This is a genomic window from Rhizobium sp. Root482, assembly GCF_001426565.1.
In the GTDB taxonomy this organism is placed as follows: Bacteria; Pseudomonadota; Alphaproteobacteria; order Rhizobiales; family Rhizobiaceae; genus Pararhizobium.
In genome coordinates this window covers 328,276-347,828 of record NZ_LMFA01000022.1, presented here as the reverse complement: position 1 = coordinate 347,828, position 19,553 = coordinate 328,276, and the positions used below count along the sequence as shown (strand labels likewise).

Annotated in this window: 18 protein-coding genes; 13 read left to right on the top strand and 5 right to left on the bottom strand. The window is 62.8% G+C overall.

Annotated elements, in window-relative coordinates; genetic code table 11:
* Positions 1–154: 154 nt before the first annotated feature.
* From ASD31_RS17645 to ASD31_RS17630, 4 genes are all read left to right on the top strand, one after another.
* The gene (locus tag ASD31_RS17645; RefSeq protein ID WP_056336675.1) at positions 155–1,651 is read left to right on the top strand and encodes a helix-turn-helix transcriptional regulator; all 1,497 of its coding nucleotides are present in this window, start codon (positions 155–157) and stop codon (positions 1,649–1,651) included.
* 73 nt (positions 1,652–1,724) lie between these two features.
* The gene (locus ASD31_RS17640) at positions 1,725–2,096 is read left to right on the top strand and encodes a response regulator transcription factor (protein WP_056336671.1); all 372 of its coding nucleotides are present in this window, start codon (positions 1,725–1,727) and stop codon (positions 2,094–2,096) included.
* A gap of 4 nt (positions 2,097–2,100) precedes the next feature.
* Positions 2,101–2,352, top strand: coding sequence for a hypothetical protein (locus tag ASD31_RS17635; RefSeq protein WP_056336669.1), 252 nt, complete (start codon positions 2,101–2,103; stop codon positions 2,350–2,352).
* A gap of 4 nt (positions 2,353–2,356) precedes the next feature.
* On the top strand, positions 2,357–5,077 hold the full coding sequence (locus ASD31_RS17630; protein ID WP_056336666.1) for a sensor histidine kinase: 2,721 nt from the start codon (positions 2,357–2,359) through the stop codon (positions 5,075–5,077).
* Between the two features lie 29 nt (positions 5,078–5,106).
* Here ASD31_RS17630 and ASD31_RS17625 read toward each other — a convergent pair whose 3' ends face one another.
* Positions 5,107–5,568, bottom strand: coding sequence for an Lrp/AsnC family transcriptional regulator (locus ASD31_RS17625; RefSeq protein WP_056336663.1), 462 nt, complete (start codon positions 5,566–5,568; stop codon positions 5,107–5,109).
* Between the two features lie 195 nt (positions 5,569–5,763).
* Between ASD31_RS17625 and ASD31_RS17620 the strand changes: the two genes are divergently transcribed.
* From ASD31_RS17620 to nadE, 9 genes are all read left to right on the top strand, one after another.
* Positions 5,764–7,299 carry an aminotransferase class V-fold PLP-dependent enzyme gene (locus ASD31_RS17620; RefSeq protein ID WP_082520607.1) on the top strand — a complete coding sequence of 512 codons (1,536 nt, stop codon included), beginning with the start codon at positions 5,764–5,766 and terminating at the stop codon, positions 7,297–7,299.
* 1 nt (position 7,300) lies between these two features.
* On the top strand, positions 7,301–8,197 hold the full coding sequence (locus tag ASD31_RS17615; RefSeq protein ID WP_056336660.1) for an MBL fold metallo-hydrolase: 897 nt from the start codon (positions 7,301–7,303) through the stop codon (positions 8,195–8,197).
* A 105-nt stretch (positions 8,198–8,302) separates the two neighbouring features.
* Positions 8,303–9,082 carry a sulfite exporter TauE/SafE family protein gene (locus ASD31_RS17610; RefSeq protein WP_056336657.1) on the top strand — a complete coding sequence of 260 codons (780 nt, stop codon included), beginning with the start codon at positions 8,303–8,305 and terminating at the stop codon, positions 9,080–9,082.
* 247 nt (positions 9,083–9,329) lie between these two features.
* Complete coding sequence (locus tag ASD31_RS17605) at positions 9,330–9,845, top strand: ferritin-like domain-containing protein (RefSeq protein WP_056336654.1); 516 nt, start codon at positions 9,330–9,332, stop codon at positions 9,843–9,845.
* 314 nt (positions 9,846–10,159) lie between these two features.
* Positions 10,160–11,269, top strand: coding sequence for a hypothetical protein (locus ASD31_RS17600; RefSeq protein WP_056336652.1), 1,110 nt, complete (start codon positions 10,160–10,162; stop codon positions 11,267–11,269).
* A gap of 16 nt (positions 11,270–11,285) precedes the next feature.
* The gene (gene asnB / locus ASD31_RS17595; RefSeq protein WP_056336648.1) at positions 11,286–13,223 is read left to right on the top strand and encodes an asparagine synthase (glutamine-hydrolyzing); all 1,938 of its coding nucleotides are present in this window, start codon (positions 11,286–11,288) and stop codon (positions 13,221–13,223) included.
* A 4-nt stretch (positions 13,224–13,227) separates the two neighbouring features.
* On the top strand, positions 13,228–13,482 hold the full coding sequence (locus tag ASD31_RS17590; RefSeq protein WP_056336645.1) for an acyl carrier protein: 255 nt from the start codon (positions 13,228–13,230) through the stop codon (positions 13,480–13,482).
* Positions 13,483–13,502: 20 nt separating this feature from the next.
* Complete coding sequence (locus ASD31_RS17585) at positions 13,503–15,044, top strand: class I adenylate-forming enzyme family protein (protein WP_056336641.1); 1,542 nt, start codon at positions 13,503–13,505, stop codon at positions 15,042–15,044.
* On the top strand, positions 15,044–16,030 hold the full coding sequence (gene nadE, locus ASD31_RS17580; RefSeq protein WP_056336638.1) for an NAD(+) synthase: 987 nt from the start codon (positions 15,044–15,046) through the stop codon (positions 16,028–16,030). The genes ASD31_RS17585 and nadE overlap by 1 nt, the downstream gene beginning before the upstream one ends.
* A 73-nt stretch (positions 16,031–16,103) precedes the next feature.
* Here the strand turns inward: nadE and ASD31_RS17575 are convergent, their stop codons facing one another.
* Genes ASD31_RS17575 through ASD31_RS17560 form a run of 4 tightly spaced genes read right to left on the bottom strand, consistent with a single transcriptional unit; the run spans position 16,104 to position 19,436 of the window.
* The gene (locus tag ASD31_RS17575) at positions 16,104–16,820 is read right to left on the bottom strand and encodes an ABC transporter ATP-binding protein (protein ID WP_056337239.1); all 717 of its coding nucleotides are present in this window, start codon (positions 16,818–16,820) and stop codon (positions 16,104–16,106) included.
* The gene (locus ASD31_RS17570; RefSeq protein WP_056336634.1) at positions 16,801–17,565 is read right to left on the bottom strand and encodes an ABC transporter ATP-binding protein; all 765 of its coding nucleotides are present in this window, start codon (positions 17,563–17,565) and stop codon (positions 16,801–16,803) included. The genes ASD31_RS17575 and ASD31_RS17570 overlap by 20 nt, the downstream gene beginning before the upstream one ends.
* Positions 17,562–18,572 (bottom strand): branched-chain amino acid ABC transporter permease, encoded by a 1,011-nt coding sequence (locus tag ASD31_RS17565; protein WP_056336631.1) that lies wholly within the window; start codon positions 18,570–18,572, stop codon positions 17,562–17,564. Before ASD31_RS17565 ends, ASD31_RS17570 begins: the two co-directional genes overlap by 4 nt.
* Positions 18,573–19,436 carry a branched-chain amino acid ABC transporter permease gene (locus ASD31_RS17560; protein ID WP_056336629.1) on the bottom strand — a complete coding sequence of 288 codons (864 nt, stop codon included), beginning with the start codon at positions 19,434–19,436 and terminating at the stop codon, positions 18,573–18,575.
* Between the last annotated feature and the right edge of the window lie 117 nt (positions 19,437–19,553).

Here is a 19,553-nt window from a genome sequence, read left to right as displayed (position 1 = left end):
GCCACTGAGCGTTGTCGCCCTGTCATTATTGTCCGCGCCTTTTGTCATCGGGACAATAAGTCTTTGGTTTAATATGCGATTTTTGTAAAATTTCACGTTTGCGCATCGCAGCATTTGTCAGTAATTTACAAACCACCGAAATTGCGAGGTGCCCATGACCCGAAACCTGGCCGGACTGAAGATAAGGACGCAGCGCAAGCGCGCCGGCCTGACCCAGGGCGAACTGGCGCGCCGGGCCGGGATTTCCGCCTCCTATCTCAATCTCATCGAACTGAACAAACGTACCATCGCCGGTGCGCTCATCGACCGGATCGCGGCGGGACTCGGCGTCGACCGCGCCGAATTCGACGACACGCCGGAACGACGGGCCATCGACAGCCTGGACGAACTCTCCGTCGATCCCGCCTTTGCCGGCAGTGCCGACCATCCCCGTGCCGCGGCCGAATTCGTCAGCCGGCATCCGGACTGGGCGCATCTTTTGCTGAAGGTCTATCGCGCCTTCATCGATCGCAACGAGGCGGTGATGGCGCTGGCCGACAGGCTCAACCGCGATCCGTTCCTTGGCGAGAACGTCCACCGGATTCTGACTGGCGTGACAGCGATCCGCGCCGCTTCGGAGATTCTCGGGAATTATGAAGGGCTCGGCGCAGCGGATCGGGGGCGGTTCCTGAACATTATCGCGACCGACAGCGAGAAATTGTCCGATGCCGCACGGTCTCTGGCTCAGTTCTTCGACAATCCGGACATGCGGGCGGCATCGGGTTCTTCCATGGAGCAGGTCGATGCCTTCATGTTCGAGTCCGGCAATTATTTCCCGGAACTGGAGGAGGTCGCGGCAGGCGTCCTGCGCGAACACGCCGAGACGCTACACGACGGGGCAGGGCCGGTTTGGCAAAATGGCGATAGCCCGGCCGGAACGGATGTGGTTACCGGGAGCGCACAATCGCGCCGCTTCCGCCGGGTGAGGGAACTTTCGGCGCCGATGGCACGCGGTGCCGTGTCGGCGTTGATCGCCGACCGACCGGTGCTCGCCTCCGACGAGGCACGCCTTTTTGCTGCCTCGGCGCTCCATTCCTACACCGCAGCGGCGATCCTGATGCCCTACGAGCCCTTCCTCGCTGCTGCCGAAAGGTCGCGCTATGATCTCGATCGTCTCTCGCGGCTGTTCGATGTTTCCTACGAGCAGGCGGCCCATCGCCTCGCGACCCTGCGCCGGCCGGGCGCCGAAGGGGTGCGCTTCGCCTTTATGCGGTCCGATCCCTCCGGCTATGTGACAAAACGCCTGCCGCTGCCACGCCTGCCGCTGCCGCGCTACAGTAATGCCTGTCCCTTGTGGGTGATCTACGCGGCCTTCCAGCGCCCGGGCGCGACCGTCCGGTCCTTCGGGGCTCTGCCGGCGGGCGATTCCTTTCTGTTCTTTGCCCGGGCGATCGAAAAGAGCCCGCCATCGGTTACTTTCCCCCGTCACCTTCTGTCCATCATGCTCGCCTGTCCGGCTTCCGAGGCCGGGCGTGTCGTCTATGGCGACGGGATCGACCGGAGCGACCCAAGGACCATGGTGCCTGTCGGCACGACCTGCCGCCTTTGTCCACGCGCGCATTGCAATCATCGCCAGGAGGCCGCGCTCTTCCCCGATGCGCTATCATCATAAAGGCGTATTCCCGACCGGGCGCGACCCGTATAGGGTGCATGAAAATCGCTGACGAAGGGGAGGTCGCCAGGTATTGACGAAAACGCGAGTGCTCATCGTGGAGGACGAGCCGAGCATAGTGGAATCACTGAGCTTCATCCTGCGGCAAGCCGGTTTCGACACCGAGATCGCGGTCGATGGAACGGAAGCGCTGCAGCGGTTGCGCAGGCAGGTCTATTCGGCCCTCATTCTCGATCTCATGCTGCCGGGGATCAGCGGTTTCGATGTGCTGCGCACCGTGCGGGCCGAGAAGGCGCTGGAAACCCTGCCGGTGATCGTATTGACCGCCAAGGGGCAGGCGGCCGACCGCAAGGCTGCGGAGGACATCGGCGCCACGGCCTTCATCACCAAGCCCTTCTCGAACGCGGATGTGGTCGCGCAGGTGCGCCAGTTGACGGGGAACTGACCGGATGGCCCGGCGATCCAACCGTCAGGGCTTTCGCGATGCCGCGGCGATCCTACCCTTTGCCGCCGCCCTGCTGCTGATGCCACCGCTAGTCCGGATATTCGCAACCCCCTCGATCCCCGGCGCGGTTCCGCCGATCGTTCTCTATATATTTGCCGTCTGGGCCGCCATCATCCTTGTCGCGCTGTTCGTCGCCCGCCGTGTCGGCGACGCCACCGACGATCCGGAGGATACGCCCGGACCCGGCGGCACCTAGCGCCATGCTTCCCGTAAACCTCGTCGTCCTCGTCTGTCTCGCCTATGTCGCCATCCTGTTTGGCGTCGCCTTCGCAGGCGACAGGCGGGCGCGCAAGGATCCCACAGGCTGGCTGTCTTCACCGCTCGTCTACACGCTGTCGATCTCGATCTACTGCAGTTCCTGGACCTTTTTCGGCTCGGTCGGCTCGGCTGCGAAGAACGGACTGGAATTCCTCACCATTTATCTCGGTCCGACCATCGTCTTCGTCGGCTGGTGGATTTTTCTGCGCAAACTGGTCACGATCGGGCGCATCCACCACACCACGTCCATTGCCGACTTCATCTCGGCGCGGTTCGGCAAGAGCCCGGCGCTCGGTGCGCTGATCACTATCCTGACCCTGGTCGCGATCACGCCCTATATCGCGCTTCAATTGAAGGCGATTACCGCGAGTTTCCAAGTGACGACCTATCCGGCCGGCGCCCTTGTGGCCGCCTCGCAGAGGCTCGAACCCGATTTCGTCGTCGCATTCTGGCTGGCGGCGGGTCTCTGCCTCTTCTCCATCATGTTCGGCGTGCGCAATATCGATGTCAACGAGCGCCATCACGGCGTCATCGCGGCGATCGCCGTCGAGGCCCTGGTCAAGCTTGTCGCTTTCCTGGCTGTCGGCATCTGGGTCTTTGCCACGCTTTCGAATGCGCCCGATGTCATGTTCCGCAACGCGCCGGTAAGCCTGCTCAATCCGGAGCAGGGCTTCGGGTCGCGCTGGGTCGCGCTTTGCTTCCTTGCCGGGGCGGCCGTCATCTGCCTGCCGCGGCAGTTCCAGGTCACCGTCGTGGAGAATTCCAGCGACGAGCAGATCCGTACCGCCTCGTGGATGTTTCCGTTCTATCTCTTCCTGATGAACCTGTTCGTGATCCCGATCGCGATGGCCGGCCTGAACTACCTTCCCGCAGGGTCCGATCCTGACCTCTTCGTGCTGACCCTGCCGATGACCAACGGGCAGGAGACGATCGGCCTGCTTGCCTTTATCGGCGGCTTTTCGTCGGCAACCTCGATGGTGATCGTCTCGTCGATCGCCCTCTCGACGATGATCTCCAATCACATCGTCATGCCGGTGGCCATGCGGTTTTCGCTGGTTCCGACCGGCAGCGGGCAGAGCGCGCGCAACTTCATCCTGACCGCGCGACGCATGAGCATCGTCTTCATCATCTTCCTTGGCTTCATCTATTTCTGGGTCAGCGGCACGTCCGACGCGCTCGCATCGATCGGATTGATCTCCTTTTGCGGGCTGATCCAGCCGCTGCCGAGCCTGGTCGCCGGGCTCTACTGGCAACGCGCGACCCACCGCGGCGCGCTGGCGGGACTTGCCGCCGGCTTTCTGGTTTGGGGCTATACGCTATTCCTGCCGAGCTTCGAGGGCGCCTTCCTGATGTCGGCGGATGTCATCGAGAACGGACCTTTCGGACTGACTTGGCTCAAGCCCTATGCCCTGTTCGGGCAGGATGCCTACGATCCGCTGGTTCATGCGCTGCTGTGGAGCATGACCGTGAACATCGTTCTTCTGGTCGCGGTTTCGCTGTGGCGCGAGCCGACGCCCCTCACGCGATTTCAGGCGACATTGTTCATCGACGTCTTCCGGCGGCAGACCGAGCGCGAACGGGGCGTGATCCGCCGCACCGCGCGGGTGGCGGACCTGCGCCAGATTGCCGGCCGTATCCTGGGACCGGAAGAGACGGTCCGCCTGTTCTACCTGGATGGGGTCGGCGAGCGGGCCGTCATTGCCAGCGACGAACTTCTTTCGCTTGTTGAAACGCGGCTGGCGGCCCATGTCGGCGCCGCGACGGCGCGTACGCTGGTGTCGCAGGTCGTCACCAGCGAGACGATCAGCGTCGAGGAACTGAAGCGCCTTGCAGGCGAGGCTGAGCAGATCCGCGCCTATTCGGCGGAACTGGAACGCAAATCGCGCCAGGTCGAGGCGACGGCGGCGGAACTCGCGGCAGCGAATGAAAGGCTGCGGGAGATCGACGTTCAAAAGGACGAATTCCTCAGCCAGGTCAGCCATGAGGTTCGCACCCCGATGACCGCGATCCGTTCCTTCAGCGAAATCCTTCTGACGAACCGGGATCTCGATGAGGCCCGAAAACTACATTTCCTCGGCATCATCCAGTCCGAGAGCTTTCGCCTGACCCGCCTTCTCGACGGTATTCTCGACCTGAACGTCACAGAGCCGGGAGAGCAGGCCTGGGACATGACGGTGTTCGATCCCGAAGTCGCGGTCGAGCATGCCATCGCGACTTGCGAGCCCCTGGCGCGCGCCGCCGGTGTCAGGATCAGGCGCGGCCGGCGCGCCCGTCACGCGCTGGTGTTGGGGAGCCAGGATCGCCTGGCCCAGGTGTTCATCAACCTGATCTCGAATGCCATCAAGCACAATCCCAACGCCAATCCGGAAGTGGTCGTTTCCAGCAGCATCCGGGCAAACGTGACCTATGAGGCGAAAGTGGCGGACAATGGCCCGGGCGTGGCGCCGATGGACCGGGAAAGCATCTTCAGGAAGTTTGTCCGCGGCGCAAAGGCGCAGCAGGGCGGCGTGGGGCTGGGTTTGGCGATCAGCCGGCAGATCGCCGAACGCTTCGGCGGCGAGCTTTGCATCTTCGACAGCAAGGCCGGCGGAGCGGAATTTGTCGTTCGCCTGCCGCTTTGCACCCGCGACGGGGCCGGTTCCGGCCATTCCACCGCCGTCTGAGCATCGCCGGCGCGCTGCAAGACCTTGCCCTATTTGATATAATTTGTCGGCACGGCGGTGGTGGACTTGATTTCCTCCATCGAGATCGAGGCGCTGATATTGGAAAATTCGAGCTGGGTGATCATCCGCTTGTAGACGCTGTCATACATGGCCACGTCCGGCACCACGATGTGAAGAAGATAGTCGTCCTGGCCGGTCAGCCGCCAGGCGCCGATGATCTCCGGGATTTTCTCGATCGCCCCGCGAAACAGTTCCAGCCATTCGACCGTATGGCGCGAGGTTCGTATCATCACGAAGACGGTTGTGGAGACATTGGCCTTGGTGCGATCGAGAAGAGCGACACGGCGCGAAATATAGCCCTCGTCCTCCAGTTTCTTGACGCGGCGCCAGCACGGGCCGTTGCTGAGGCCGATCCGCTCCGCCAGTTCGGACACCGGCAAAGTGGCGTCGGCCTGTAGCAGATCGAGAATTTTGCGGTCGAGGCTGTCCATATCGAGATTTCCTTAAAGAGACTAGGATTGAGAAAATATATCGTCGTTATGCGAAATGATGAAGTGATATTAGGAAATTCGACGTAAATCGAGAACTGGGGAGGATAGAAATAGCGTAAATATTGAGAGAAACTGACTGCTGATACAGGGATATCGGCCTTGCGTGTGTAGCCGATGGGTGAGGAGCAGTTTCCGATGGCAGATTCTTCGATTGCACAAGTGCCGGAGACCGGTTGGGCGCTTGCCGCTTTCCGCCAAAGTCTGGCGCGGCCGGATGTGGTGGAAAGGTTGCGCGCCGACGTGATCGGCGAGGGTGTATCCATCCCGGGGCCGTTCGGCGATGTGCCCCTGCTCTATGCCGATTATGTCGCCTCCGGCCGCGCCTTGCGGATCGTCGAGGACTTCGTCATGAATGCGGTGCTCCCCTTCTATGCCAATAGCCATACGGAAGCGTCCTTCTGTGGTTCCTATGTGACGTGGATGCGCCGCGAGGCACGGGCCGTCGTTGCGCGCTGCATCAACGCGGGGCCGGACTATGCGGTGATCTTTGCCGGCGCCGGCGCGACCGCCGGCCTGAACAAGCTGGTCCAGGCCCTGGGCGTGACGGAGGCGGTGAGGCGCGGCGAAAGGCCCGTCGTCTTCATCGGCCCCTATGAGCATCACTCCAATATCCTGCCCTGGCGCGAAAGCGGCGCCGAGATCATCCAGATCGACGAATGCGACGGTGGCGGCCCGGATCTGGCGGTGCTTGAGAAGGCCCTGCAGGAGACGGCGGATCGCCCGCTTCGCATCGGCGCCTTTTCCGCCGCGTCCAATGTCACCGGCATCGTCACGGATATCGACAGGGTCACGGCCCTCCTCAAGAAATACGGTGCGTTGTCCGTTTGGGATTATGCCGGCGGTGGCCCATACCTGCCGATGGACATGGCGCCGGCCAAAGGGCTGGAGAAGGATGCCATCGTCGTTTCGACGCACAAATTTCCCGGTGGCCCCGGCGCATCCGGCCTGCTTGTCGTACGCAAGGCGGCCGTCGCCCGCACCTGCCCGACCCAGCCGGGCGGCGGCACCGTTACCTTCGTTTCGCCCTGGGGGCACGATTATGTCGATGATCTCGCCGCGCGCGAGGAAGCGGGGACGCCGAACGTCATCGGCGATATCCGCGTCGCGCTCGCCTTTCTCGTCAAGGATGCCGTCGGCCAGGCCTTCATCGATCGCCGGCACGAGGAACTGAACCGGCGCGCCCTGGCGGTCTGGAGCGCCAATCCAAACCTTGTGCTTCTCGGGACGGACAAGAAGCAGCGCCTGCCGATCTTCTCGTTTCGGGTGCGCGATCCCAGGGGCGGGCTCCTGCACCATCAGTTGTTCACGCGGATGCTCAGCGACTATCACGGCATCCAGGCACGCGGTGGCTGCGCCTGCGCCGGCCCCTATGCGCACAGCCTGCTCGGTATCGACCGCGCCGCTTCCGATAATCTGCGGGCTGCCCTCCAGGCAGGCGACGAATTGCAGAAGCCTGGCTGGGTACGCCTGAATTTCAGCTATCTGCTCGATGACGCAAAGGTCGACAGGATCATAGACGCGGTGGACCGTCTGGCGCGCGAACCCTATCCGGCCGCCGACGCCTATACGGTCGATCCTTCGACGGCACGTTTCAAGCCGGTTCCGAAAGGCTCGAGAGAGGCGCCCACGCTTTTCCAGCCGGCCTCGTCCGCCGAATGGGGACAAGCCTGACATGAGCGAAGGCCTGGGGAGCAAGCCCGAAGTCACCGGCTTCTATGATCCGAACACCTTTTCCATCCAGTATGTCGTTGCCGATCCCGAAACGGCCCGCTGCGTGATCATCGATCCGGTGCTGGATTTCGACGAGAAATCCGGCACGATCGCCTCGTTCAATGCGGAGCGCATCCTGGCCTTCATCAAGGACCGCGGATATGCGATCGACTGGATACTGGACACCCATCCCCACGCCGATCATCTGTCCGCCGCCCGTCACCTGAAGGAGCGGACCGGTGCACCGACTGCGATCGGAGAGAAGATCGTCGGCGTGCAGAAGCTCTGGAAAGCCTTCTACAATTTTCCCGACTTTCCGACCGACGGCTCCCAATGGGACAGGCTTTTCGCCGAAGGGGAGATATTTGAAATCGGCAACATCCCGTGCAGGGTTCTGTTTTCGCCGGGCCATACCCTGGCTTCGGTCACCTATGTCATCGGCGATGCGGCCTTTGTCCATGACACTTTGTTCATGCCGGACGGCGGCACGGCGCGAGTGGATTTCCCGGGTGGCAGCGGCCCCGACCTGTGGAATTCGATAGAGGCCATCCTGGCGCTGCCGCAGGATACGCGTCTCTTCACCGGTCACGACTATCAGCCGAACGGCCGGGAACCCCGTTGGGAAAGCACGGTGGCCGAGCAGAAGGCCGACAATATCCACATGGCGCGCTATCGCAACCAGACAGACTTCGTCGCGGCGCGCCAGGCGCGCGACAGGACGCTCAGCATGCCGAAACTGATCCTGCATGCGCTGCAGGTCAATATCAATGGCGGCCGCCTGCCGGAACCCGAAGCCAATGGCCGGCGCTACCTGAAAATTCCGCTTGGCCTTTTCGACGGCGATCCGTCCGGGCCGTGAGGCAGGACTTCGATTTCCGGAACGGGAGAATGGCGGTGGATCATCCGCCGAATTGACCGTTTTTAACATTGCGATTTGCACACCGGGCGAACGAACGGAGCCGAGATGTCGCTGGACATATACCAATATGTGGCGGGTGCCCTGTCCGGCGGTCTGGTCGGCTTCAGCCTTGGCATGTTCGGTGGCGGTGGCTCCATCCTGGCGGTGCCGTTGATGGTCTATTTCGTTGGTGTTCCCAATGCGCATATGGCAATCGGGACCAGTGCCTTTTCCGTCGCCTTCAATGCCGCCACCGGGCTTGTCAGCCATGCCCGTTGCGGAACGGTGAAATGGCGGTGCGCGACGATCTTCATGGCGACGGGCTCGGTGGGTGCCTTTATCGGTGCCAGCCTTGGCAAGGCGATGGACGGCCAGCGACTGCTGCTCCTGTTTTCCTTCCTGATGATGGTCGTCGGCATCCTGATGTTCCGTCGCCGCTCGAGCGAAGGCGATCCGCTCGCGCAATGCAACCGCAACAATGCGCCGAAGGTTCTGGGTATCGGCGCAGGAACGGGCCTTTGCGCCGGCTTCTTCGGGATCGGTGGCGGGTTTCTGATCGTGCCGGGTCTTGTCCTTTCCACCGGCATGCCGACGCTGAACGCGATCGGCTCGTCGCTCGTCTCGGTAACCGCCTTCGGGCTGGTCACCGCTCTCAGCTACTCCGTTTCCGGTCTGGTAGACTGGCCGCTTGCACTGGTCTTCGTGGCGGCGGGATCTATCGGCGGTTTTGCCGGAACCCGCGCAGCGCAATCATTGGCCGCTCGAAAATCCACGCTGAACACGGTCTTCGCCGCCCTGATCCTGCTGGTGGCACTCTATATGGCCTGGCGAAACCTGGCCGGCTGAGCCGCCGATTCATCTGGCTGTGATGGCAAACCCGGATATTGCCGATCGCAGATAGGCTGTTCTCGCACCCTCAAATGTAATCCCGTCCCCACGTCGCAGATGGAACTTTTGGCTGGACTGGCTGTTAGCCGGTGCATTGCGGTGGGCGAGTATCGCCCGCCGCAGGACGCCGGTCGTTCAAGGCCGAGTTTCAGATCTGCGCGCCCGATGGTTCGGGATGCTGCCAGTCATCAAACGGGAGAAACCAATGACCTATGAAACCGAAACACGTTCCATCTTCGTCACGGGGCTGAAAAACGCCCATGCCATGGAAAACCAGGCTCTGTCGATCATGAAGCCGCAACTCAGCCGCATCGAAAACTATCCCGAAGTCGCGGCAAAGCTCGACCAGCATATTCGCGAAACGGAAGGCCAGATCACCCGCATCGATGGTCTGTTGGCCGATCTGAACGAGGATTCCTCCTCCCTGAAGGACATGGCGCTCTCCTTCACCGGTGCCATGGCCGCCATGGGCCACACGATGGCCGGCGACGAGATTCTCAAGAACTCCTTTGCCAATTTCGCCTTCGAGAATTTCGAGATCGCTGCCTATAAGTCGCTGCTGACGATCGCCGAACTCGGCGGATTTGCCAATGCCACCTCCGCCCTCAAGGCCAATCTCGAAGAGGAAAAGGCGATGGCCAAGTGGCTGGACGAGAATTTGAGGAGCGTGACGATGAAGTTTGCCTCCCTGAAGGAAGCTGGCGAGACAGCGAAAATCTGATAGCCGGCGCTTAACCGAACACCTTCAGGCGGGCACGTATTGTCGCGTCGCCCGCCGAGGCTTGCTGCCGAACGGAACTTTGCCGATCCATCTCCCTTTGGTCACGCGGCCCCGTCTCCTCTATGCGCGACGCTCATTCCCCAATCCCCTTTCATAGGCAGAGTATAGTCCGCCGTTTGGTGATGACCGCGCGGGGTCGAAACCGCATTTCTGCATCGTGACGTTTTCTTTAGCTCTGTCTGGTAGAGAAGGTGCGGCCGCCTGCTGAGGGGCAGCGTTCGGCACTTATCTATAGGGCAACGAATAGCTTCACCATGTCTGAAATCCGGCTGTTTGACGAAGGCGATCTCCCGGCAGTGGCCGGCCTGTTCCAGCGTCGCCTGCGCAAGCAGAAGGCGCCCGCCAGCCCGTCGCTGCAGGCCTACCTGAAGACCATCTTCCTCGATCGGCGCGAGGCGGATGACCCGATCGCCTCCAAGGTCCATGTGCGTGCCGACGGGCGCGTCTCCGGCTTTCTCGGCGTCCTGCCTATGCCGATGGAATTCAACGGGGAGCCGCTGCGCGCCGCGGTCTGCGGCACATTCATGGTCGATGGCCATGATGACGATCCCTTTGCCGGCGCGCGCCTGCTGCGCGACGTGCTGTCAGGCCCGCAGGACCTGTCTTTCAGCGAGACCTCCAACGATATCTCCACCGGGATGTGGCGCAAGATGCGCGCCATCGCGCCGCCATCCTATTGTCTTGAATGGCTGCGCGTCCTCCGCCCGGCGGCATTCGGCCTTGAAATGGCAGCCGGCCGTCTCGGGGCGCTGAGAGTGCTGCGACCTTTGGCTATTTCCGTGGATGCTCTGTCGGGCCGGCGCGGCGAGGGGCAGTCCTGGTCGCGCTACCGCCCGACTGCCGACAAGGCCGACGGCTTTTCCGATACGGATGCCAGCGAGGCGGAGTTTATCGCCCTCGTGCCGGAGCTCCTCGCCCCGTTTGAGTTGCGGCCGCGCTGGTCGTCGGTGCAGCTCGAGGAGATGCTGGTCCATTCGCGCCGCAAGGCGCTCCATGGCGAACGCGTGCTGCGCATCGTCCGGGCCCGGACCGGCAAGGCGGTCGGCGCCTTCCTCTATTATGGCGACAGGGGGCGGGTCGGGCGCGTGGTGCAGATCATGGCGCTTCCGGGCCTTGAAGGAATCGTCATCGACCGCTTGCTGAAGAATGCCTACGAACGCGACATGGCGGCCTTGCGCGGACGGGTGCAGCCCGCGCTTCTCGATGCCATGCTCGGCCGGAAATTCGCTTTCGTGCATGCGTCCTCAACCGTCCTCCACTCACGGCGCCCGGAGCTTTTGAAGACGGTCGCCGCCGGCCATGGCTTTTTCAACGGTCTGGCAGGTGAGGGCTGGACACGCCTTATCGGCGATCGGTTCGATTGATGGCGGAGGTGGCGCAATGTGCGGGATAGCCGGATATTTCGGTCGGGGTGTGCCGCCGGACGGCGCGAATGCCCTGCTTCGGCAAATGGGCGCGGCCCTGTCGCATCGCGGTCCCGACGCGGACGGCATCCATGCGGATGGCCCCGTCGGCCTTGCACATACCCGGCTTTCGATCGTCGGGCTTGCCGATGGCCAGCAGCCGATGCGCAGCGCGGATGGTGCGAGCGTCCTCTGCTACAATGGCGAAATCTTCAACTATGTCGAACTGCGCGACGAACTGACCGCCCGTGGCCATCGTTTCAGGACCCATTCCGATACCGAAGTCATTCTCCATCTTTATGAGGAGAAAGGGCCGCAGTTTCTCGAGGACCTCAACGGCGACTTTGCCTTTGCCCTGTGGGATGAGCGGCAGCAAAGACTGATGCTCGCCCGCGATCGCATGGGCGTGCGGCCGCTGTTCTATGCCGAGCATGAAGGAACATTGTTCTTCGCCTCCGAGATCAAGGCGCTTCTGGCGGTGCCCGGGATCGATGCCGCCATGGACCCTGTGGCGCTCGACCAGATCTTCACCCTTTGGGCGCCGATCCCGCCAAGGACGGCCTTTTCCAATATTTTCGAACTACCGCCCGGCCATATGATGCTCATCGATGCGGACCACCGCAGTGTGAACCAATGGTGGAAACTGGAATTTCCGGATCGGACCGAGGCCGGCGCCGCCGATGTGCCGGCGGAGGAACTGGCCGCACTTCTCGACGACGCCACCCGCATTCGCCTGCGTGCCGATGTACCGGTCGGCGCCTATCTGTCGGGAGGTCTGGATTCGTCGCTGATCTCGGCGCTGGCCGCCCGTGCTGTGCCGGGGCGCCTTCACACATTCTCCGTCGCCTTCGACAGCAAGGAGCATGATGAAAGCGCCTGGCAGGCTTTGATGGCGGAGGCGCTCGGCGTTACCCATGCCACCGTCCGGTGCGGCGCCGGCGATATTGCCGCGATCTTTCCCAAGATCGTCCACCATATGGAGCGCCCGGTGCTGCGCACGGCGCCGGCGCCGCTGCATATGCTGTCGCAGTTGGTGCGCGAGGACGGCATGAAGGTCGTGCTGACGGGGGAGGGCGCCGACGAAATTTTTGCAGGCTACGATCTCTTTCGCGAGGCAAAGATCCGCCGCTTCTGTGGCCGGCAACCGAACTCCACACGGCGTCCGCTGCTCTTCCGGCGGCTTTATCCCTATCTGCCCGGCCTCCAGCAACAGTCGCCGGAATATCTTGCCCGCTTCTTCGGTGCCGGCGCCGATGCGGTCGATGATCCGCTGTTTTCGCACCGGCCGCGCTTCCGCTCGACGGCGGCGGCAAAACTGTTCTTTTCCCCGGAATTGAAGGATCGGCTGGCCGGTTATGACGCGGCTGCCGATCTCGCCGCGCAATTGCCCGCGGATTTCGCCCGCTGGCACCCGCTCCACCAGGCCCAATATCTGGAAACGGCCTTTCTGCTGCCGGGCTATATTCTCTCCAGCCAGGGTGACAGGGTGATGATGGCGAATGGCGTCGAGGGGCGGTTTCCCTTTCTCGATCACCGCGTCGTCGCCTTCGCGTCAAGGCTCTCACCCGACGTGAAGCTGCGCGGGCTCTGCGAGAAGCATGTCCTGAAGGAAGCCGCCAGGGGGCTGGTGCCGGACGCGATCATCGACCGGCCCAAACAGCCCTACAGGGCGCCGGAAAGCGCCGCTTTCACCGAAAACCCCGGCTATCTCGATGAGATGCTGTCGTCGCAGGCCTTGGCAAAAGGCGGGCTTTTCAATGCGCCCGCCGTTGAGAAGCTAAAAAGCAAGGTCCTTCACCAACAGGCAACGAGCTTCCGCGATAATGCGGCTTTCATAGGTATTCTCTCGACGCAATTATTACAGGCGGCTTTCCCGCCGAAGGGCGCCGAAAGCCAAAAAACCAAAGAGGATTGACAGCATGTCCGAGGCGACCAGGACCGATATTCGCACCTTCATCATCGACAATTTCCTGTTCGGCGACGAAAGCCAGCCGCTGCCGGACGACCTGTCGCTGATCGACAACGACCTGGTCGATTCCACCGGTATTCTCGAACTGGTCAGCTTTATCGAGGAGCATTTCGAGGTGAAGATCGAGGACGCCGATATTGTGCCGGCCAATCTAGACACGATCGGCAAGATCGTCGCCTTCATCGACCGCAAGCGGGTCCACTGACCGCAGGAGGACCGAGCGCGATGCGCATCGAGGACTATCTTCGAAGGAGCACGGAGCGGGTTGCCGGCAAGACGGCACTGGTGGTTGGCGGGCGCCGCCTGAGCTATGCCGAACTGTCCAGCCTTTCCGATGGTCTTGCAGTATCGCTTCTTGCCGGGGGCGTGACGAAGGGAGACCGCGTTCTCGTCTTCATGGAAAACAGATGGGAAGCGGCCGTCTCGATCTTCGCGGTCTGGAAGGCCGGCGCTGTTCTCTGCCCGATCAATCCTTCGACCAAGGCCGGGCGGCTTGCCTTCATCATCGGAAACTGCAAACCGGCGGCGATCATCGCGCAGGGAAAGCTGGCTGGCATCGTCGTCGAGGCCACGGCCGCTGTACCTGTGGCGGAGATCATTCTGACCTCGCCGTCCGCTGCACTCGAGAAGGCCCGTGATTTTGCGGCCTGTCTTGTGGTTGCGCCCCTGCCGGCCCTGGCCGGGCTTTCCGACGATGACCTGGCCATGATCATCTATACATCCGGCTCGACCGGCGAGCCGAAGGGCGTGATGATGGGGCATGCGGCCATGGACGCAGCGGCGGGCTCGATCATTTCCTATCTCGAAAAAACCGCTGACGACATCATTCTCAATGTCCTGCCGATGGCGTTCGGCTATGGCCTCTACCAATTGCTGATGAGCGTGCGGCTCGGCGCGACCCTGATCCTCGAAAAGTCCTTTGCCTTCCCTTACGCCATTTTCGAGCGGATCCGCGAGGAGCGCGTCACCGGCTTTCCGCTGGTACCGACCATGGCGGCGATGATAGCGCAGATGGAAGGTCTCGATCCCGGCCTGTTCGCAAGCCTGCGTTATATGACCAGCGCCGCCGCGCCGCTGCCGATCGCCCATATTGAACGCCTGCGCGCATTTTTCCCGCATGTGCGGCTCTTCTCCATGTACGGCCAGACGGAATGTACCCGCGCCGCATGGCTGCCGCCGGCCGAGCTCGACAGGCGGCCCGGCTCAGTTGGCCTCGCCATTCCGGGAACGCAGGCCACGGTCGTCGATGAGGCGGGGCATGAGGTGGCGGCCGGCACGGTCGGCGAACTCGTCGTCTCCGGGCCGCATCTGATGCGCGGCTATTGGGAAAATCCGCAAGCGACACAACGAGCCTTGAGGCCGGACCCGGCAGGCGGTGACCTGCGCCTCCACACCGGCGATCTCTTCACCATTGATGCGCAGGGCTTCCTGACCTTCGTCGCCCGCAAGGACGACATCATCAAGTCGCGCGGGGAGAAAGTCGCCCCAAAGGAAGTCGAGGCAGTGCTGCATGCGCTGGGTGGCGTGTCGCAGGCGCTGGTCATCGGCGTTGCCGATCCGGTTCTCGGCCAGGCAATCCGCGCCCTGGTCGTCGCCTCCGATCCGCAGCTTTGCGAGCGCGACGTGATCCGCCACTGCGCGCGGCATCTCGAGGATTACATGGTTCCCAAATCCGTCGAATTCCGTACCTTTCTCCCCGTGACCGATACCGGCAAGGTGAGCCGCCGGCTTGCGGCGGCAATTCCAGATCAGACAGGACGATCGTGATGACAAAGCCTGAATCCCGTGCCTTTTCCGCCGCCGCACTCGATATCGATCCGGCAGCCGAGACCGACCGCATCACTGCGATGATCCGCGCGGCGTTGCGCGACGACCTGCGCAAGCGCGGTCTTGTGCTCGGCATTTCCGGAGGGATCGATTCGAGCGTCTGCGCGGCTCTTGCTGTGCGGGCGATTGGTGCGAAGAACGTCTTTGGGCTGTTCATGCCGGAAAACGATTCCGATCCGCAAAGCCTGAGGCTCGGGCAGAGCGTGGCCACGACCTTTGGCATGGAGAGCGTCACCGAGGATATCGGCCCTTCGCTCGCCGCCATGGGGTGCTACGAGCGGCGCGACGGCTTCATCCGTCAGGTGGTGCCGGATTACGGCCCGGGCTGGGCCTCCAAGATCGTCTTCGACAATGCGCTGACGACCGGCGGCTACAATATTTCCTCGCTGGTGGTCCGCGCGCCATCGGGCGAGACCAGCAAGGTGCGGCTGCCGGCGCCTGCCTATCTCGGCATCGTCGCCGCAACCAACATGAAGCAGCGGACCCGCAAGCAACTGGAATATTATCACGCCGACCGGCTGAACTTCGCGGTGATCGGGACGCCGAACCGGCTGGAATACGACCAGGGCTTCTTCGTCAAGAACGGCGACGGAGCCGCCGATATCAAGCCGATCGCCCATCTCTACAAGTCGCAGGTCTACCGGCTTGCCGAATATCTCGGCGTACCCGCGGAGATAAGGGCGAGGCCGCCGACCACCGACACCTATTCGCTGGCGCAAACGCAGGAGGAATTCTACTTCGCGCTCCCCTACGCCAAGATGGACCTCTGCCTCTACGGGCTGGGAAACGGTGTCGCTGCCGTAGATGTCGGGCCCGCAGTCGGCCTTTCGGCCAGCCAGGTAGAAGCGGTCTGGAGCGATATCGCCGCCAAGCGCAAGGTCGCGCGCTACCTGCACATGCCGCCTCTCATGGTGGCTGCGCCTTAGGACCGATCAGCGCGGATTGATTAAAATCGGCTGTTGAGAAAAGATAAATCTCCTTCTCACCCATCCTTGCAGGTCAATGCAGTCCACCGACCCCGAGAAGGGTTTCGACCGTGTCAGGATCAGCCGAAAGCGCTTCCGGCGCGCCCTTCCAGGCGATCCGTCCGCGTTCGAGAATGATGACCTGCTCGGCAAAATCGAGTGCGCTCTGAATGCGTTGCTCGACCAGCAGGATCGTCATTTCGCCGGAGGCGGCCAGCTTGCCGAACGCCGCCATCAACTCCTCGCAGATTACCGGCGCCAGCCCTTCCAGCGGCTCGTCCAGCAGGAGAACGGACGGCTGGCCAAGAATGGTGCGCGCGGTCGTCAGCATCTGCTGCTCGCCGCCGGAAAGCTGGGAGCCGAGATTGCGCCGGCGTTCCTTCAGGCGCGGAAACATCTCATAGGCCTCCTCGATCGCTGCTTTCGGACGCGCCTTGAGGCCGACGAAAAGGTTTTCCTCTACGGTCAGCGTCGGAAAGACATCGCGCGACTGCGGCACGTAGCCGAGGCCCTTCAGCGCCCGGGAGGAACTGTCGATTGTCTCGACTGGCTCTCCTCCGAGGCGGATTTCTCCGCCATAGCGCCGGGTCTGGCCGGCCAGTGTCGCAAGCAGTGTGGACTTGCCCATGCCGTTGCGGCCGAGAACCGCCAGGCGCGACCCGGCGGGCGCGGAGAAGGAAATCTCCTCCAGCACACGGGTCGGGCCGTAGCCGGCCGATAGATTGACGATGTCAAGCGAGGCTGCGGGCATCGGCATAGCTCCCGAGATAGGCTTGGCGGACGCGCGTGTCCCGCGTGGCGTCGGATGGCAGTCCGTCGAAGATGATCTCGCCGGCGGCAAGCACGATGACGCGCCGGGCAAAGCGAAAGACGAGATCCATGTCGTGCTCGATCATCAGGACGGCGAGATCGGCGGGCAAGTCGGCCAGGGCCTTCTCGATGAGGCCCGTATCGCTCTGCGGAACGCCGGCTGCGGGTTCGTCCAGCAACAGGACCTTCGGTTTCAGCGCCAGTGCCAAGGCCAGTTCAAGGAGGCGCTGCTGGCCATAGGCGATCTCGCGGACCCTGTTGTCCGCCAGGGATGACAGGCCCAGTGTCGAAAGGATGGCGGCGGTTTCCTCGCCGACATCGGCCATGGCGCGATGGCTGCCGAACATGCGGCCGCTGCGCCCTTCCCGCTGCAGGATGGCAAGCGCCACGTGTTCTTCCGGCGTCATTTCGGGAAACAGGCGGGTGACCTGGAAAGACCGGACGAGGCCGCGGCGGACCCGTTGCGTGGAATTCAGTCCGGTCACATCCTCGCCGCCGAGCAGGACCTGGCCGGCGCTCGGCTTGAGATTGCCGGTCACCAGGTTGACGAAGGTCGTCTTGCCGGCGCCGTTCGGGCCGATCAGCGCCACGCGGTCGCCCGGCGCCATGGAAATCGAAACGTCATTGGTCACCGCAAGACCGCCGAAACTGCGCTTCAGGTTGCGGACCTCGAACACCGCGCTCATGCCGATCTCCTCTTGCGGCCGGCAAACCAAGCGGCAATCGTTCCGTAAAGCCCCTTGGGCGCAAAGAGCACGACGGCAATCAGCAGCGCGCCGACGATGGTGAGCCAGTGGAACGGATTGGCGGCGGAAACCACATCCTCGAACCACATGAAGGTGAGGGTGCCGATCAGCGCGCCATAGAGCGATCCCGTTCCGCCGAGCACCAGCATCACCAGCGCTTCGGCCGAAAGGGTGAAACTCAGGCTGTCGAGACCGACCACCTGGGTGGAGATTGCGTTCAGCGCGCCGCCGGCGCCTGCGACAGCACCGGAAATCACATACATCTTGACCAGCGTGCCGTTGACCGAGGCGCCGAGCGCCTGCACGCGCAGCGGATCCTGCCGGATACCCCGGCACAGCATGCCGAACGGCGAGCGGACGATCTGGCGCAGAACGACGAAGACGAGAATGAGCAGCACGATGCCGAAGACATAGGCCGTGCGGCCCCAGAGATCGAACTGATAAAGGCCGAAGACGGCATCCGGGGTGATGCCGGCAAGCCCGTCGCTGCCGCCGGTCCAGCCGGAGGCCTTGTTGGCGACTTCATGCGCGAGGTGGACAATGGCGATCGACAGGACGAGCTGCGGCAGACCATGGGCCCGAAGGACGACGACGCCGGAAACAAGGCCGGCAAGGGCGCCGGCGATGATGCCGAAGCCGAGCATGGCAAAGGGATCGGTCATACCGAAATGCACCGCGACAATGCCAGCGCCATAGGCACCTGCGCCGAACAATGCCGCATGGCCAAGCGTCGCCACGCCGCAATAGCCGGTCACCAGATCGAGCGACAGGACGAGCAGCGCGATCGCCGTGATGCGGGTCAGCAGCGCGAGATTGTTCGGAAACAGCAGATAGCCGGCAATGGCGGCGGCGGCGATGACGAGGACGCCGATGACGTCGGGCCGCAGTCGGACACGGCGATCGGAAGTGGCGCTGCTTGCGCTGTCCTTGCTTGTGGGAACCGTCATCTACTTGGCCCTGCCGGCAAGGCCGCGCGGAAACAGGCAGACGATGGCGATGACGGCCAGATAGAAGAAGAATTCACCGAATTCCGGCATGAGGTAACGCCCGGTCGTGTCGATGCCACCGAGCAGCAGGCAGGCGGCGAGAGCGCCCGGAATGGAGCCCGCGCCACCAACCGAGACGACGACGAGGAAGGTGACCATGTAGCGCAGCGCATAATAGGGCTCGACCGGCAGCAATTCCGCGCCGACCACGCCACCGAAGGCCGCGAGCCCGACCGCCACGGCAAAGCTTGCGGCATAGACGATCTTCGTCTTGACCCCGAGCGCCGCCGCCATCGCCGCATTGTCGACGGTCGCGCGCAATTTCACGCCGAAGGCGGTGCGCTCGATCAGGAACCAGAGGCCAAGGGCGACCGCCAGGCCGCAGGCGATCGCGAAAAGACGGTGGGCGGCGATCGTGCGAAAGCCGAGGCTGACCGATTGCTGCAACTCGGCGGGCACCGGGATCGTCTTCAAGGTCGGGCCGAAAACATAATTGGCAATGCCGATGACGCAAAAGGTGATGCCGATGGTCATCAGCACCTGCGTCAATTCGGGCGCGCCATAGATGCGGCGGTAGAGCAGGCGCTCGATCGGGATCGCGATCAGGATGGTTCCGACAACAGCGATGATGACCGCGAAGCCATAGGCAAGGCCGAGGTCACGCGCCGCATAGGAGGCGATATAGCCGCCGATCATCGCAAATGCGCCATGCGCCAGGTTGACGACCCGCATCAGCCCCATGGTCACCGAAAGGCCGATGGAGATGACGAACAGCACCATGCCATAGGCGAGCGCGTCGATGGCTATGCTGAGGATCGTCTGCATGAACTGTCCTGCTGTTGCGCCGCGAGGGTTTTGCCCGCAGCCCCTTTGCGGTGACTGCCTTACGGTGCCCGGTCCTGAATCCTCGGGTCAAGCCCGAGGATGACGGAGGGTAAAGGA

Excerpts from the sequence above, each read along its gene's own strand:
- ASD31_RS17645 (WP_056336675.1), top strand. The coding sequence starts at position 155 with ATGACCCGAAACCTGGCCGGACTGAAGATAAGGACGCAGCGCAAGCGC.
- ASD31_RS17635 (WP_056336669.1), top strand. The coding sequence starts at position 2,101 with ATGGCCCGGCGATCCAACCGTCAGGGCTTTCGCGATGCCGCGGCGATC.
- ASD31_RS17630 (WP_056336666.1), top strand. The coding sequence starts at position 2,357 with ATGCTTCCCGTAAACCTCGTCGTCCTCGTCTGTCTCGCCTATGTCGCC.
- ASD31_RS17625 (WP_056336663.1), bottom strand. The coding sequence starts at position 5,568 with ATGGACAGCCTCGACCGCAAAATTCTCGATCTGCTACAGGCCGACGCC.
- ASD31_RS17620 (WP_082520607.1), top strand. The coding sequence starts at position 5,764 with ATGGCAGATTCTTCGATTGCACAAGTGCCGGAGACCGGTTGGGCGCTT.
- ASD31_RS17615 (WP_056336660.1), top strand. The coding sequence starts at position 7,301 with ATGAGCGAAGGCCTGGGGAGCAAGCCCGAAGTCACCGGCTTCTATGAT.
- ASD31_RS17610 (WP_056336657.1), top strand. The coding sequence starts at position 8,303 with ATGTCGCTGGACATATACCAATATGTGGCGGGTGCCCTGTCCGGCGGT.
- ASD31_RS17605 (WP_056336654.1), top strand. The coding sequence starts at position 9,330 with ATGACCTATGAAACCGAAACACGTTCCATCTTCGTCACGGGGCTGAAA.
- ASD31_RS17600 (WP_056336652.1), top strand. The coding sequence starts at position 10,160 with ATGTCTGAAATCCGGCTGTTTGACGAAGGCGATCTCCCGGCAGTGGCC.
- asnB (WP_056336648.1), top strand. The coding sequence starts at position 11,286 with ATGTGCGGGATAGCCGGATATTTCGGTCGGGGTGTGCCGCCGGACGGC.
- ASD31_RS17590 (WP_056336645.1), top strand. The coding sequence starts at position 13,228 with ATGTCCGAGGCGACCAGGACCGATATTCGCACCTTCATCATCGACAAT.
- ASD31_RS17585 (WP_056336641.1), top strand. The coding sequence starts at position 13,503 with ATGCGCATCGAGGACTATCTTCGAAGGAGCACGGAGCGGGTTGCCGGC.
- nadE (WP_056336638.1), top strand. The coding sequence starts at position 15,044 with ATGACAAAGCCTGAATCCCGTGCCTTTTCCGCCGCCGCACTCGATATC.
- ASD31_RS17575 (WP_056337239.1), bottom strand. The coding sequence starts at position 16,820 with ATGCCCGCAGCCTCGCTTGACATCGTCAATCTATCGGCCGGCTACGGC.
- ASD31_RS17570 (WP_056336634.1), bottom strand. The coding sequence starts at position 17,565 with ATGAGCGCGGTGTTCGAGGTCCGCAACCTGAAGCGCAGTTTCGGCGGT.
- ASD31_RS17565 (WP_056336631.1), bottom strand. The coding sequence starts at position 18,572 with ATGACGGTTCCCACAAGCAAGGACAGCGCAAGCAGCGCCACTTCCGAT.
- ASD31_RS17560 (WP_056336629.1), bottom strand. The coding sequence starts at position 19,436 with ATGCAGACGATCCTCAGCATAGCCATCGACGCGCTCGCCTATGGCATG.